Below are 14,713 nucleotides of genomic sequence, written 5' to 3'. Positions count from 1 at the left end.
GCAAATAAAACCGAATGATCGTTCTTTATGAGCGTGGCAACGCCTCCCCGGCTTGTCAAGAACGGACATTCGTTTTATGTTGCGGACGTGCCCAAGGTCACCGAGGAACATCGGCTGGCGCGTCGCGCGCAGATCGTCGCGGCGGCCCGTACCTGTGTGCTCGAGGAGGGCTTCCACAAGACGACGATGGCGGACGTGATCCGCGCGTCCGGGCTCTCCGCCGGCGCCGTCTACGGGTACTTCAAGAGCAAGGAGGAGATCGTCGGGGCGATCGCCGAGGACGCCCTCAGCACGATCGACGAGCTCTTCGAGAACCTGCTCGCCACCGACGAGCCGCTGACCCCGCTGGCGGCGCTCGAGGCGACGATCGACCACGTGGTGCTGGTCGCGGAGCGGCCCGGCGGCGACGTGACCCGGGTCGCCTTGCAGGCCTGGGCCGAGGCGCTGCGCAACGACTCGATCCGCGAGGTCGCGCGGGAGAAGTACTGCCGGCTCCGCGAGCATTTCCTCGAGATCGCCCGCCGCGCGCAGGCCGACGGCACCCTCGACCCGGACGTCGCGCCGGAGGACGTCGCGGCCGTGATGTTCGGGATGGTGCCAGGCTTCGTGCTGCAGCGGTTGCTGATCGGCGACGTCTCCCCCGCCACCTACAAGGCCGGGCTCCGGGCACTGCTGCGTTCGTAGCGGGGTGGACTTTCACCCACCTCGTCCGGCGGTCCAGCACCCTCGGCCGGTACGCCGTTGCTCCGTAGCGTCGTCGGCATGAGGAAACGCACGCAGGAAGCAGTCGACGGGGCCGGATACTCGGTCGTCCTGCAGGAGGTACGACGGGTGTACGGCCGCGGCGGGAACGCGGTGACGGCGCTGAACGGGATCTCGATGAAGTTCGCGCCCGGTACGTTCACCGCGGTGATGGGGCCGTCGGGGTCGGGCAAGAGCACGTTCCTGCACTGCGCCGCCGGGCTCGACCGGCCGACGTCGGGCAGCGTGTACATCGACGGGCTGCCACTGGCCGGGCTCAGTGAGCGGAAGCTGACGGAGCTGCGGCGGGAGCGGATCGGGTTCGTCTTCCAGTCCTTCAATCTGCTGCCCACGTTGAACGTCTGGCAGAACGTCTGCCTGCCGCAGGAGCTCGACGGCCGCCGCCCGAACAAGGCCGCCGTACGCCAGGTGCTGGAGCGGGTCGGGCTCGGGGACCGGCACAAGCACCGCCCGGGCGAGCTGTCCGGTGGCCAGCAGCAGCGGGTCGCGATCGCGCGGGCACTGGTCGCGCGGCCGGCGGTGATCTTCGCCGACGAGCCGACCGGTGCGCTCGACACGCAGACGGCGGCCGACGTACTCGAGCTGCTCCGCGAACCGGTCCGTACGCAGGGCCAGACCGTCGTGATGGTCACGCACGATCCGGTCGCCGCGTCGTACGCCGACCAGGTGGTGTTCCTCGCCGACGGCGTACTCGCCGGCAGCCTGACCGCTCCCACCGCGGAGCACGTCGCCGACCGGATGACGCACCTCGGCGCGCGCTCGAACCTGCAGGTGGTGGCGGGATGATGCGCCTCGCCCTGCGCACCCTGCGCTACCGCAAGAGCGGGTTCCTGGCGACGTTCGTCGCGGTCGTGTTCGGTACGGCGATCGTGATGGCGTGCGGCGGCCTGATGGAGACCGGCATCCGCTCGAACGTCGAACCCCAGCGCCTCGCCGCCGCCCCCCTCGTCGTCACCGGCAACCAGTCCCACCTCCGCCCCGGCACCGAAGACGCCACCCCCCTCCCCGAACGCGCAGGCGTCCCGATCACCCTCCTCCCCAAAATCCGTTCAATCCAAGGCGTAACCTCAGCCATCGGCGACTACACCTTCACCGCAATCACGCCCCCCGCCGCCACGGGCGGCGGAGCGGGCGCCGGAGGCGGCGCGGCAGGAGCGGGCGGCGCAGGAGCCGCCGGGACGGGCGGCACGACAGGCGGCGCAGGAGCCGCCGAGACGGGCGGCACGACAGGCGGCGCAGGAGCCGCCGGGACGGGCGGCACGACAGGAGGCGCAGGAGCCGCCGAGACGGGCGGCGCGGCAGGCGCGGCAGGCACGACAGGCGGTGCAGGAGCCGCCGAGACGGGCGGCGCGGCAGGCGCGGCAGGCGCGGCAGGCGGCGCAGGAACCGCCGGCACGGGCGGCGGAGGCGCCGCGGGCGGCGATGGTGGCGGGGCGGGCGGTGTGCCGGTGGTTGCTGAGGGCCACAACTGGTCTTCGGCGGGGCTTGCGCCTTACCGTCTCAGTTCTGGGGGTGCGCCGCGGTCCGGTCAGGTAGTGGTTTCGTCGGGGAAGGTAGGTCAGCAGCTAACCTTTCTGATCAACGGGGAGCCGCGCACCTTCACCGTCAGCGGTCTTGCACAAGGGCCTGAAGGGCACGCGTTCTTCAGCGACAGCGACGCCGCGAACCTCGTCCGCAACCCCGGCCGGTTCGCCGACATCGGCGTACAAGTTGCCCCCGGCACCGACCTGGACGCCGTCCGCAAGCGACTCCAGCAGCTCGGCGACCTGACCGTCACCACCGGCGTCGACCGTGGTCTCGCCGAGCACCCCGACGCCGAGTCGCACCGCACCGCGCTGATCGCGATCGCCGGCTCGTTCGGTGGTATCGCGACCATGACGATGATGTTCGTGGTCGCCTCCACCCTGGCCCTCGCCGCCCAGCACCGCGAGCGCGAGTTCGCGCTCCTCCGCGGCATCGGCACCACCCCCGGCCAGGTACGCCGGATGATCCTCGGCGAGGCCCTCCTGGTCTCGCTCCCCGCCGTCGTACTCGGCTGTCTACCAGGCATCTTCCTGGGCCGCTTCCTCTTCGACCAGCTCGGCGCCCACGGCGTCGCCTCCCCGGTCGTCGAGTTCTCCCAAGGCTGGATCCCGTTCGCCGCCGGCGCGGGTGCCGCCGTACTCGCCGCCATCGGCGCGGCCCTGATCGCCGCCCGGAAGACCGCGAAGATCCGCCCGGTCGAAGCCCTCGCCGAGGCCTCGTTGCAGCGCAGGTGGTTCTCCTGGATCCGCCTGTTCTTCGGCCTGGCGGCCCTCGGCGGCGGCCTCGCCCTGCTCATCGTGACGGCCACCGTGATGAGCGGCCCGCTCGCCGCCTCGACCGCCGGCCCGTCGGTGCTGTGCTGGGCGATCGGCGTCGCTCTGCTCGGCCCGTTCTGGACCAAGGCCGTACTGGCGTTCTGGCGCTGGCCGATCCAGGCGCTGACGCGCGTCAACGGCCGCCTCGCCATCCGCAACCTCTCGGCCCGATCGGTCGCCCTCTCGGCCGCCGTCGTACCGGTGATGCTCGCCGTTGGCATCTCCACCGCGAACCTCTACATGCAGACCACCCAGGTCCACGCGTCCGCCGAGGCCTTCACCCGGGACCTGCGCGCCGACGCCGTCCTGGTCTCGGACGCCGGCCTCTCGTCGAAGCTCGCCCAGCAGGTCCGCGCGGTACCTGGCGTCGCGAGCGCCTCGTCGTACGTCCGCAGCATGGGCGCCGTCGACGACCCGCGCAACGCTCCGTGGGACGAGGACGGTGCGCCGGTGGTCGGCGTCGACGCACAGGGCGCCGACGGTACGGCGCCTGTCCGGCTGACCGCGGGCTCTCTCAAGGGCCTGACCGGGCTGACGGCCGCCGTACCGGAGTCCATGGCGAGCAAGACCGGACGTGGCGTCGGCTCGGACATCACGATGACGCTCGGCGACGGGACGACCGTGAAGCTGCGGGTCGTCGCGACTTTCGCGGCCGAACGCGGGTACGAGACGATCATGCTGCCCGCGACGCTGGTCGCCGCGCACACCACGGACGGTCTGACCCGGCAGCTGCTGGTCCGCGCCGCGCCCGGTGCCGACGTACGACCGGCCCTCGCCAAGCTCGCGGCCGCCCACCCGGGCGTCCAGGTCGCGGACCGCAGCGCGCTCGTCGCCACGAACGTCGAGGACCTGCAGACGCAGGCGTGGGTCAACTACATGCTCGTCGGCATGCTGATCGCGTACACGGCGGTCTCGGTCGTCAACACGCTGGTGTCGACGACGTTGCGCCGCCGCCGCGAGTTCGCCCTGCAACGGCTGACCGGCTCGACCCGCTTCCAGGTACTACGGATGCTCACCACCGAGAGCACGCTGATCACGCTGATCGGCATCACCCTCGGTACGGCGGTGGCGCTCGCCTGCCTGCTGCCGTTCTCGTCCAAGGTCTCGGGCAGCGCGATCCCGACCGGCCCCGCGTGGATCTACCTCGCCATCGCGGGCGCGGCCGCCGTACTCACGTTCGGCTCCACGCTCGTCCCGGCGACCGCCGCCCTCCGGCACTCCCCCGCCCAGCCGAGCCCGACCGATTAGTGCGCGGGCGTCGGCGCGGCCACCGGTTGGAGGGCGATCGTGGTGGCCTGGACGATGCCGGCGTTCTCCCGGATCCAGGCGGAGAGCACGACCTGCAGGTCCTCCAGGTCGCGTTCCTCCAGGATCACGCCGGGGACCGGGACGCTCGCGCCCAGCTCGGCGAGGACCGGGCGCAGGTGCTGGTCGGCGAGGAGCTTGTGACTCGGGGCGGCGGACACCGTCACCGGGATCACGACCGAGCCGGCCAGCGCCGCGGGCCGCAGTACGTCGAGGAAACTCTTCAGCAGACCGGTGTAGCTGCCCTTGTAGACGGGCGTCGCGACGACGATCACCGAGGCCGACGACACCTGGTCGATCGCCTTGGCCAGCGCCTCGGCGCCCGCCTGCTCACCGTGGAAGATCGCCGGCGCGAACGTCACCAGGTCGATCAGCTCGTCGATCCGGTACGGCGCACCGAGCTCGGAGGCGAGCAGTTCCGCGACCGACGCCGCGGCGGCCGCCGTCCGCGAACCGGCGCGCGGATTACCCACCACCGTGACCACGGACTGCGGCCACTCCAACCCGACTGAGGACATCTGACCCATCTCCTGAACCTCGGCAGCAACTCCTCCGTCGAAGCGTAGTCAAAGTCGATCCCGCTACTTGACTTTCTCAGCATGCGGTCCCGACCTGTGCGAGCCTTCTCCCATGACTGTTGAGCACGCCCCACGGGTCACGACCGCTCCGGACCGGGATGCGCTCGGTCGCGCCGCTGCCGCCGAGGCCGCCGTACGGCTCCGGAAGGCGATCGCGGACACCGGCCGGGCGCGGGTGATGCTCGCGGCCGCGCCGAGCCAGACCGCCACGCTGACGGCGCTCGCCGCCGAGCCGGACCTCGACTGGAGCAAGGTCGTCTGCTTCCACATGGACGAGTACGTCGGCCTGAGCCCGGACGCGCCGCAGTCGTTCCGGAACTGGCTGCACCGGACCTTCCTCGACAAGGTGCCACAGGCAACCTTTCACGAGCTGGACCCGGACGCCGACGGCTACCCGATGGGCGACGAACCGTTCGACCTCGTGCTGTTCGGCCTCGGCGTGAACGGCCATCTCGCCTTCAACGATCCGCCCGCGGACTTCGACGACCCGCACCCGACCAAGCGCGTCGCGCTGGACGAGACCAGCCGCCAACAGCAGGTCGACGAGGGCAACTTCCCGGCGCTCGCCGACGTACCGACGCACGCGATCACGGTCACGATCCCCCGGCTGCTCAACGCCCACACGCTGATCGGCTCGGTCCCCGGCGCGGTCAAACGCCAGGCGGTGCACGACACGCTCACGCAGCCGATCGGCCCGAACCACCCCGGTACGGCGCTCCGCACGCACCCCGACGTACACCTGTTCCTCGACGCGCTATCCGACCCCGAGGTGTAGCCCGCCGGACGCATCCACGACCTGGCCGGTGATCCACCGCGCCGCGGGTGACGCGAGGAACGCCACCACCTCGGCGACATCCTCCGCGCTGCCCAGCCGGCCGAGCGCGGTCTGCGCGACGATCAGCTCCTCCAGCCCAGGAACGTCGAAGACCGCGCCGTTCGCCTCATGGCGGGTCGCACCGAGGGCGACGGCGTTGACCGTGATCCCGCGCGCGCCGAACTCCTGCGCGAGCGTCCGCGTCATCGTCTCGAGCACCGGCAGCAGCCGCTGGATCAGGAAGTACGGCGCAGGCCCGCCACCTGGACAGCCAGTTCCGCCTGCAGGAAGCGTTCGTCGGCGCGATCGGTCCCACCCACGAGTACGCCGCCCGCGCAGCCGCGAGCGCCGTACTCGGAGTGACCCACACCGCCCTACTCCGCTGGGCCTACCTCGCCGGCCTCTTCCGCGAGGCCTTCGGATCGGTCTTCGGTCACGCGCTCTGAGCGTGCTCGGCGAGGTCGAAGACGTTGCCTTCCGGGTCGGCGAGGGTGATCCAGTGGGTGCCGTACTCGGTGTGCTCGTCGAGGCGTTTGGCGCCCAGGTCGACGAGGCGGTCGACCTCGGCGGACCAGTCCGCCGTGGCGAGGTCGAGGTGCAGGCGGTTCTTGCCGTTGCGCGGCTCGGGGACCTGCAGGAACATCAGGGTCGGGCCTGCCGCGGTCTGGATCCTCGCGAAGAACTCGTTGGCCTCGGCATCCACTTCGGCCGACAGCACGCTGGCCCAGAAGGTTGCCAGGGTCTTCGCGTCCGCGCAGTCGACGGCGATGTTCTCGAGGGTGATCGACATGGTTGTTCAGCCTTTCAGGACAGGGATCCGCTGGATCGGCCAGCAGACCTCGGTGCGGTAGTCGGCCGGGTCGGGGACGTCCCCGGGGCCGATGGGATACAGCTCGCGGATCGGGCCGGGCGCGATCTCGCAGTACTCCGCGACGTGGCTGCCGAGGGCGCCGTACGTCCGGTCGAAGTCGGTCATGTGGCCGGCGTGCACGGCGATCGCGAAGTACCCGCCGGGCACGTCGACGAGCTCGACGCCGTCGGCCGCCGGCTGGTCGAGCGGGACCGGGTGGAATGCGAGCACCTCGCCCTCGTCCTCGGTGAAGAACTCGTCGCTGTACGTCGCGCCGGAGGTGCCGCTGATGTGGCCGGCGACCTCGCCGAGACGCCCGTACGCGAACTCGCACCACGGACCGATCCCGGAGCGCAGCACCTGACCGCGGACGCCGTACGCACGGAACGGCGGGATGAAGCGGTACTGGATGTCGAGCAGCGGGCGGCCCGGGGAGAGCAGCGCGCGGAGTGAGGTGACGACGTCGCGGGTGTGCGCGAGCTCCTGCTCCATCCGCTCGAGGTGCGCCTTCAGCGTCTCCTCGCGGGCCGTGCCGTCGCCGGCTTCGACGACGGCCCGGACGTCCGGCAGCGGCATCCGCAGCTCGCGGAGCCGGCGGATCAGCTGCGCGGTCTCCACCTGACTCGTCCCGTACCTCCGGTACCCGGACGAGGAGTCCACCGAGACCGGCGCGAGCAGGCCGATCTCGTGGTAGTGGTGCAGGGTCTTCACACTCAGGTGGGTGAGTCGCGAGAACTCACCCACCGTCACCGTCGCCGTCATGCGACAAGCTTCCACCCTCCGGTAACAGGAGGGTCAAATCATCCGCGGTACCTTCCGATCACCTTGGTGTAGTCCCAGGCGTTCTGTGGGACGCCGGAGCAGGTGTCGTCGCCGGCTCCGCCTGCGCCGCAGGGGCGGTCGCGGTTCACCGACCAGAAGGTGAAGCGGGCCAGGTGGTGCTGGGTGGCGTAGGCGAGGTTCGACTCGAAGTCGGACAGGTTGACGCGTTCGCCGGCGTTGTCGGTGAGGCCGTTCATCGAGGAGATGCCGATCTTCCGGTACGCCGCGTCGTCGCTGAGCCCGTACGCCGCCTTGACCGCGTTCTTCAGCCCGTCCGCCGCCTGCTGCGTCAGCGTGCCCATGTTCGCCGACCCGCCACCGAAGTCGAACGGCATGATCACCCAGCCGTCCAGGTCCAGCCCGGACGCGGCACCCCGGTGGATCAGGTCCTGTCCGTCACCGTCCGGCCCGGACTGCGTGGTCCCGAAGGTCAGGTACGTCGTGATCCCGGCGTTGTTCTGCTCCACGATCTTCAGCGCGTCGACCACCTTCTGCCGAACGGCCGGCTGCGCCATCTCCTGGTCCTCGATGTCGATGTCGATCGCCTTCAGCGACAGCGCGTCGATCACCTTCTGGTACGCCGCGGCCAGCTCGCTCGCCGTACCGCAGCTCTGCCCGAGCTTGTTCCCGGACCAGCCACCGAACGACACCACGACGTCGCCGCCGTTCGACCGGATCGTGTTGATCGCCTGCTGGTCCGCACCACCGGTCAGCGGCCGGCCGCCGTCCCACTGCGGGTTGCAGTACCCGTTGGACAGGATGAACGCCATCGTGAACCACTTCACCCCGGTCGCGTTCATCACGGTCGCCGGGTTCGGCGGGTCACCCCAGCCTTCGTACAGGTACGGCGCGGCCGCCATCGGCGCACCACCTGTACCGCCGCCGTCGGAGGCCGGCACGTTCCACTTCTGGTTGGCCGTACCCGCGCACGTCCACAGCTGCAGCGGAGTGCTGTTGGCAGAGTTGTTGCCCGTGACATCGAGGCACTTGTTCGCCTGCGGGTTCACCAGATCACGCCCAGCTGTGTAGGTCCACTGCTGGGCGCCGGATCCGTTGCAGGTCCACAGCTGCACGCGCGCACCGTCAGCCACGGACCCACCGGAGACATCCAGGCACTTGCCCAGCGCCCGCAGCGTCCCATCACTCGAGCGGGTCCACTGCTGGGCATTGGTCCCGTTGCAGTCATACAGCTGCACCGCCGTACCGTCAGCAGTCGCAGCGGCGGCCACGTCCATGCACTTCCCGGCCAACCCCGTGACAGCACCCGTGGCCGCCTGCGCCGGCGATGCAGTCATCAATAAGCCGCCACCCAGCACCAAGGCCGCCAACACGCGCCTCATGACACGACCCACTTCTGGTTGGCGGTGCCCGCACACGTCCACAGCTGCAGCGGGGTGCCGTTGGCCGAGTTGTCGCCGGTCACATCGAGACACTTGTTCGCCTGTGGATTCACCAGATCACTCCCGCTCGTATAGGTCCATTGCTGAGCCGCCGACCCGTTGCACGTCCACAGCTGCACCTTTGCGCCGTTCGCGACAGAACCACCAGAAACGTCCAGGCACTTCCCCAACGCCCGCACGGTCCCGTCACCAGGACGCTGCCACTGCTGCGCCGCCGTACCGTTGCAGTCGTAAAGCTGAACCGCCGTACCGTCAGTGGAGGCAGCACCGGCAACGTCCATGCACTTGCCCGCCAGTCCCGTGATCTGTCCGGCACCACCAGTGCTTTGCGAGCCCGACCACGTGAACGTCGCGGACGTCTGCGTAGGCAGCGTGTAGACGAACGACTGCGAGCCCCAGTTCACCCGGACCGTCTGCGAGCCGCCCGTGGTGTTGTAGGCGATCAGGGCCTTCGAGCCGTCCGGATTCTTCCACGCCACGTTCTTGACCGAGCTGTTCGCGGTGGAGTCGATCCGCAACGCTCCCGGCTTCACGAACTTCGTCAGGTGGCCCATCGTGTAGTACTCGACGGTCTTGGTGACCTGCCCGCGCTGGCTGTCGTTGCGGTGCACAGTGACCAGCCCCGTACAGACGTTGCATCCGGCACCGACGTACGGCAGGTGGTTCTCGTCGAGGGCGATGCCCCACTTGACCCACGACTTGTCCCAGTTGCGGGTGTAGTCGATCAGGTTGTTCATGTCCTCGGTCTGCTGGTTTCCGATCCACGTCCCGCCGGAGTGCTCGGTCATGTACGCGTTCACCGACGGGTACTGGTTGTGGATCTGCGTCTGCAGGTTCACGTCACCGCCGTACCCGTGCCAGGCGATCCCGCCGAAGTTCGGGTCGTTGCGCAGAGCAGAATCCGCCAGAGGGACCGAGCCGAGGTCGTTGTAGTTGCCCCAGTTGTAGTCGAGGATCAGCACCTTCGTGGTGAGTCCGGCGGCGTGCAGCGCGGGCAGCAGGTTGTTCTTGGTGAACTCGAGCAGCCCGGAGCCGTTCCAGTTCATCGACGCGTACCCGGTGTCGTCGGTACCGCAGCAGGTCGGCTCGTTCTGCACCGAGACGTAGTCGATGTGGTTGCCCTGGGCTTCGTTCTGCTGCAGGTACTTGACGAAGTACTGCGCGTACATCGGCGCGTACTCCCACTTCAGCCAGCCGCGGTGCACGAAGTCGTTGTTGTCCTTCATCCAGGCGGGCGCGCTCCAGGGCGACCCCATCACCTTCAGATTGGGGTTCAGCGCGCGGGCCTGCTTGGTGAGCGGTACGACGTCCGCCAGGTCGTGCTGGATGCTGAAGTCGTTCAGGTCGCAGCACGTGTCGTCGTACGAGTAGTTGAACCGGGCGAGGTCGGACGCGCCCATCGGGTTCCGGACGAACGACAGGCCGATCCCGTTCACCGGGTCGAACAGGTCCTTCATCACCTGGTCCCGGGTGGCGGCCGAGATCACGCCGCTGCTGTTCAGCAGCCAGGCCGAACTGTCGGCGAACGACGCACCGCCGCCCTCGAAGGACTGGTATGTCGTGTTCTCGTTGACCGTGACGGTCTGGTCGGCGGTGCCGCCGGCCGGGCCGAAGTTCACCGGGGTCTGCTGCTGCAGCCCGCGGGTCACGTTGCGGCCGCCGGAGTCGCTGGTGGTGGTCAGCCAGACGTTGACCTGCTCACCGGCGGCCTGGGCCGGTGCAGCGGTTCCGACGCCGAGGCCGGCCGCAGCCACGCAGAGCGCAGCGACGACCGGCGGCAGGAAGCGTTTCATGGGGGCGGTTCTCCCTTGTTTCAAAGGAAGTTCATGACGGCGCCTGCCCGCGCCGCAAACTGGTGGTCACCATGAGGTAACCATCCGTGCATACCGGTGTCAACGGCCCGCGGATACTTTTTTCAAGTCGTTGAATTAGTCCAGGGCTTGACGTGGGAGCGTTCTCACGGCACGCTCACGGCCAATCACCGCCCTCATTCAGACGCCCCCGAAATGAGGTACTCATGAAGCGTTCCCGTGTCCTCGCGCTCGTCGCGATCGGTGCCGTCGCAGTCGGCACCGCCCTCCTCCAGCCGGCCGCCAGCGGCCACCAGCAGGCGTCCGCCGCGCAGACCGCGACGGTCTGGGAGGACAACTTCGACGGCCCGGCCGGCCAGGCCCCCGATCCCGCCAAGTGGCGGTACGACATCGGCGGTGGCGGCTGGGGCAACAACGAACTGGAGTACTACACCAACTCGACCCGCAACTCCGCCCTGGACGGCAACGGCAACCTGGTGATCACCGCCCGCCAGGAGAGCGGCGGCTTCAACTGCTGGCACGGCCCGTGCCAGTACACGTCGGCCCGGCTGCTGACGTCGCAGACCTTCACCCAGACGTACGGCCGGTTCGAGGCCCGGATCAAGATCCCCCGCGGCCAGGGACTCTGGCCCGCGTTCTGGATGCTCGGCGGCGGCAACTGGCCGAACGACGGCGAGATCGACATCATGGAGAACATCGGCAAGGAGCCGGCCACCGTGCACGGCACGATCCACGGCCCGGGCTACTCCGGCGCAGGAGGAATAGGTGCCGCGTACAACCATCCGAACGGCTGGTCGTTCGCCGACGACTTCCACACGTTCGCGGTCGACTGGGCGCCGGACTCGATCACCTGGTCGGTCGACGGCGTGCAGTACGAACGCCGTACCCCGGCCGACCTGAACGGTAACCAGTGGGTCTTCAACCACCCGTTCTTCATGATCATGAACGTCGCGGTCGGCGGCGGCTGGCCGGGCAACCCGGACGGGTCCACGCAGATGCCGCAGACCATGACGGTCGACTACGTCCGCGTCACCACCCTCGGCAGCTCCGGCGGCAGCGGGTCGCAGATCACCGGCCTGGCCGGCAAGTGCCTGGACGTCGCCGCAGCGAACTCCGCCGACGGTACGCCGGTCCAGCTGTACGACTGCAACGGTACGAACGCCCAGCAGTGGACCCGCCCCGGCGACGGAACGATCCGTGCCCTGGGCAAATGCCTCGACGTGAACGCGGGCTCACTGGCCGACGGCGCGAAGGTACAACTCTGGACCTGCAACGGGACCGGAGCACAACAGTGGACGTACAGCTCCGCGCACGACCTGGTGAATCCACAGGCGAACAAGTGCCTCGACGTCACCGGCAACAACTCCGCCAACGGCACCCCGACCCAACTCTGGACCTGCGCCGGCACGGCCAACCAGAAGTGGACCGTCTAAGCGGAAACTATTCGTCGCCATACGGCGATTAGTTTCCGGGAAGCACGCCACCGTCACGGAGGAGGCGCACTACGGGGAGGGTCGCGGCGCCGAGAGCCACGGCGTCGCGGCCCAGCTCGCACAGCACGATCGACACCTGCGCGTACGGCCGCCGGAGCGCGTGTTTCGCCGCCTCGGCGCGCAGTTCGTCCAGGTACTTGTCGCCCAGCAACAGCCCGGCCCAGCCGCCGAGCACGATCCGCTCGGGGTTGACCAGGTTCACCAGGTCCGCGAAACCGGCCGCCAGGTAGCCGATTGTGTCGGCCACGACCGTTGCCGCAGGCTCCTTCTCCGACGCGAGCAGCTCGACGAAGGCAGCCTCCTCGTCACCCTCGACCAGCCCGCCGGCCTCCCGGTAGCGGTCCAGCACACCCTCGGCGCCGACATACGCCTCGAGGCAGCCGAGGGCGCCGCAGCGGCACTGGCGGCCGCCGTACACGATCGTCATGTGGCCCCACTCGCCCGCGCTGCTGCGTGCGCCGCGATAGCTGGATCCGCCGGCCACCAAGGCCGATCCGACGCCGGAGCCGACCAGGGCGACCACCGCGTCGGTCGCGCCGCGGCCCGCGCCGAACCACATCTCCGCCTGGCCGAGCATGTTCGCGCCGTTGTCCACGTGCACCGGAATGTCGGTGCCCTCGGCAAGCATCGCGGCCAGCGGTACGGCGTCCCAGCCGAGCGTCTGCGCGTCGACGACCGCGTTGTCCTCGACCACACCGGACACCGCGACGCCCATCCCGAGGACCTGCCCGGACCGTACGCCGGAACTCGCGATCACGGTCGAAAGCCCTTCCAGGACGGGCTTCACGACCTCCTCGGGTGTCGGCGAGCTGATCGGGTGGTCGGCCCGGGCGAGCACGTTCATCGCCAGGTCGAACAGCTCGACCCGGACCCGGGTCTCGCCGACCTCGGCGCCCACGACGTACCGGAAAGTCGGTGCCACCCGCAACAGAACGCGCGGCCGGCCGCCCTCGGACTCGACCGAGCCGGCCTCCTCGACCACGCCCTCGGCGATCAGTTCCGCGACCAGGTTGCTCACGCTCGCGGCGCTCAGCGACGTCCGGACGGTCAGCTCCTGGCGGCTCAGCGGACCCTCGCGATAGATGCCGGTGAGGATCACCGAGCGGTTGGACCGGCGCATGTCGCGCACCGTGGTCCGGCGTACTTCCATCCTCGACCTCACACCGTGGTTGACGCAGCCGGCCCCGCGCGGGCCGCTCGTCCCCGAGTTCACCACGTCGCCCCCGGCGGCGGAAGATCCCCCTTTCTCCAGATCGTGAACTAAGACGCGATTCGTTACCGCTCCGTGATTGACGACCCCCGTTCGACTCGGCTTTCATCGACGGAACCGCTTCCGAAACCGGTTCCGACGGATCCGGCCCCGACCGCCCGAGGGGAGCTTCAGCGTGTCCATCACGATCGCCGACGTCGCCGCCAGAGCCGGCGTCAGCAAGACCACGGTGTCGCGCGTCCTCAACGGCAAGGGCGAGCTGGACCTGCGGACCGCCGAACGCGTCCGGCAGGTGATCGAGGAGCTCGGGTACGTGCCGAGCGCCCGCGCCGTCGGACTGGCCCGCGGCCGGACCCGGATCGTCGGGATGCTGGTCCCCTCGCTGACCTGGCCGTGGATGGGCGAGGTACTGCAGGGCGCCGTCGACGTGGTCGAGAGCGAGGGCTACGGACTGCTGCTGTTCACCTTCAACCGGGGCGCCGAATCCATGCAGCAGTTCGCGTCCCAGGTCTCGTCGCAGTCCTTCGACGGCCTGCTGGTGATCGAGCCCGAGGGCACGCTCACCTACATCGAGCAACTCCACGCGCGTGGTCTGCCGGTCGTGCTCATCGACGACCGCGACCACCGGCCGCAGTTCCCGTCCGTCGCCACCACCAACTACGCGGGCGGCGAGTCGGCCGCCCGGCACCTGCTGGAGCTCGGCCGCCGCCGGCCGCTGGTGATCACCGGCGTCGAACGCTTCGGCTGTACCCGCGAACGCCTGGACGGTTTCCGCGACACCTACGCGGCGGCCGGCATCGAGCTCGACCCGAGACTCGTGTCCGAGGGCGACTTCACCTACGAGAGCGGCCGCCGCGGCGTCCAGCAGGCCCTGGACGAACGCCTCGAGTTCGACGCGGTGTTCGCGCACAACGACCTGTCCGCCGGCGGCGCGATCCAGGCGGTCCGGGAGACCGGGCGGAACGTGCCGAGCGACGTGTCCGTGGTCGGTTTCGACGACATCCCGTACGCCGGACACACCGAGCCGCCGCTGACCACGGTGCATCAGCCGATGCGCCAGATGGGCCAGGCCGCCGCCCGGATGTTGATGGGGTACTTCGGCGGTACGCCGCTGCCGGACGCCCCGCAAGTACTGCCGACGACGCTGATCGTCCGCAGTTCAACCGCCCCGCTCAACCAATCCCGGGCCAGGTCCCACTAGAGCTCCGGCGGCGGGGCAGCTGCCCCTGCTCCGTCGCCGGCGTACTCGATCGAACGGGTGTGAGCTCTTCCCATGAGAGCGCTTTCACGCCACTATGCACTGGCCCACCGGCTCAGGGTGGGCCATCC

The 14,713-nt window shown here is 69.5% G+C and carries 14 protein-coding genes; 6 read left to right on the top strand and 8 right to left on the bottom strand.

The features are described from left to right. Positions 1-87 precede the first annotated feature (87 nt). The 3 genes from ACQHIV_RS41030 (at position 88) to ACQHIV_RS41020 (ending at position 4,349) form a co-directional block, all read left to right on the top strand. The gene (locus ACQHIV_RS41030) at positions 88-684 is read left to right on the top strand and encodes a TetR/AcrR family transcriptional regulator (RefSeq protein ID WP_427890004.1); all 597 of its coding nucleotides are present in this window, start codon (positions 88-90) and stop codon (positions 682-684) included. A gap of 78 nt (positions 685-762) precedes the next feature. Next, positions 763-1,548 (top strand): ABC transporter ATP-binding protein, encoded by a 786-nt coding sequence (locus ACQHIV_RS41025; protein ID WP_427890002.1) that lies wholly within the window; start codon positions 763-765, stop codon positions 1,546-1,548. Next, positions 1,545-4,349, top strand: a complete 2,805-nt coding sequence (locus ACQHIV_RS41020) for an ABC transporter permease (protein ID WP_427890000.1) — start codon at positions 1,545-1,547, stop codon at positions 4,347-4,349. Before ACQHIV_RS41025 ends, ACQHIV_RS41020 begins: the two co-directional genes overlap by 4 nt. On the opposite strand, the gene ACQHIV_RS41015 is transcribed toward ACQHIV_RS41020, so the two are convergent. Next, the gene (locus ACQHIV_RS41015; protein WP_427889998.1) at positions 4,346-4,924 is read right to left on the bottom strand and encodes an NADPH-dependent FMN reductase; all 579 of its coding nucleotides are present in this window, start codon (positions 4,922-4,924) and stop codon (positions 4,346-4,348) included. The two genes, ACQHIV_RS41020 and ACQHIV_RS41015, sit on opposite strands and share 4 nt — an antisense overlap. Before the next feature lie 112 nt (positions 4,925-5,036). Between ACQHIV_RS41015 and ACQHIV_RS41010 the strand changes: the two genes are divergently transcribed. Continuing rightward, positions 5,037-5,759 carry a 6-phosphogluconolactonase gene (locus ACQHIV_RS41010; protein ID WP_427889997.1) on the top strand — a complete coding sequence of 241 codons (723 nt, stop codon included), beginning with the start codon at positions 5,037-5,039 and terminating at the stop codon, positions 5,757-5,759. Here the strand turns inward: ACQHIV_RS41010 and ACQHIV_RS41005 are convergent. The 6 genes from ACQHIV_RS41005 to ACQHIV_RS40980 all read right to left on the bottom strand — a co-directional run bounded on the left by ACQHIV_RS41005 (position 5,739) and on the right by ACQHIV_RS40980 (position 10,663). Then, positions 5,739-6,017 (bottom strand): SDR family NAD(P)-dependent oxidoreductase, encoded by a 279-nt coding sequence (locus tag ACQHIV_RS41005; protein ID WP_427889995.1) that lies wholly within the window; start codon positions 6,015-6,017, stop codon positions 5,739-5,741. The two genes, ACQHIV_RS41010 and ACQHIV_RS41005, sit on opposite strands and share 21 nt — an antisense overlap. 17 nt (positions 6,018-6,034) lie before the next feature. Then, positions 6,035-6,166: a hypothetical protein gene (locus tag ACQHIV_RS41000; protein WP_427889993.1), complete on the bottom strand. Its 132-nt coding sequence runs from the start codon at positions 6,164-6,166 to the stop codon at positions 6,035-6,037. A gap of 65 nt (positions 6,167-6,231) precedes the next feature. Beyond that, on the bottom strand, positions 6,232-6,588 hold the full coding sequence (locus tag ACQHIV_RS40995; RefSeq protein ID WP_427889991.1) for a VOC family protein: 357 nt from the start codon (positions 6,586-6,588) through the stop codon (positions 6,232-6,234). Positions 6,589-6,594: 6 nt separating this feature from the next. Further along, positions 6,595-7,410 carry a MerR family transcriptional regulator gene (locus ACQHIV_RS40990; protein ID WP_427889989.1) on the bottom strand — a complete coding sequence of 272 codons (816 nt, stop codon included), beginning with the start codon at positions 7,408-7,410 and terminating at the stop codon, positions 6,595-6,597. A gap of 38 nt (positions 7,411-7,448) precedes the next feature. Then, positions 7,449-8,765 (bottom strand): ricin-type beta-trefoil lectin domain protein, encoded by a 1,317-nt coding sequence (locus tag ACQHIV_RS40985; RefSeq protein ID WP_427889987.1) that lies wholly within the window; start codon positions 8,763-8,765, stop codon positions 7,449-7,451. Positions 8,766-8,806: 41 nt separating this feature from the next. Next, positions 8,807-10,663: a ricin-type beta-trefoil lectin domain protein gene (locus ACQHIV_RS40980; RefSeq protein WP_427889985.1), complete on the bottom strand. Its 1,857-nt coding sequence runs from the start codon at positions 10,661-10,663 to the stop codon at positions 8,807-8,809. Positions 10,664-10,887: 224 nt separating this feature from the next. Here ACQHIV_RS40980 and ACQHIV_RS40975 point away from each other — a divergent pair, with 224 nt between their 5' ends. After that, positions 10,888-12,114, top strand: coding sequence for a family 16 glycosylhydrolase (locus ACQHIV_RS40975; protein ID WP_427889983.1), 1,227 nt, complete (start codon positions 10,888-10,890; stop codon positions 12,112-12,114). A gap of 28 nt (positions 12,115-12,142) precedes the next feature. Here ACQHIV_RS40975 and ACQHIV_RS40970 read toward each other — a convergent pair whose 3' ends face one another. Then, positions 12,143-13,294, bottom strand: a complete 1,152-nt coding sequence (locus tag ACQHIV_RS40970) for an ROK family transcriptional regulator (RefSeq protein WP_427889981.1) — start codon at positions 13,292-13,294, stop codon at positions 12,143-12,145. Between the two features lie 265 nt (positions 13,295-13,559). On the opposite strand from ACQHIV_RS40970, the gene ACQHIV_RS40965 reads away from it, so the two are divergent. After that, entirely contained in the window at positions 13,560-14,585 is a 1,026-nt protein-coding gene (locus ACQHIV_RS40965) for a LacI family DNA-binding transcriptional regulator (RefSeq protein WP_427889979.1), read from the top strand. The last annotated feature ends 128 nt before the right edge of the window (positions 14,586-14,713 follow it).

Origin of the sequence: Kribbella polygonati (genome assembly GCF_050320105.1) — a bacterium.
In the GTDB taxonomy this organism is placed as follows: domain Bacteria; phylum Actinomycetota; class Actinomycetes; order Propionibacteriales; family Kribbellaceae; genus Kribbella.
The sequence above is the reverse complement of the archived record's forward strand: the minus strand, read 5'-3'. Positions and strand labels throughout refer to the sequence as shown.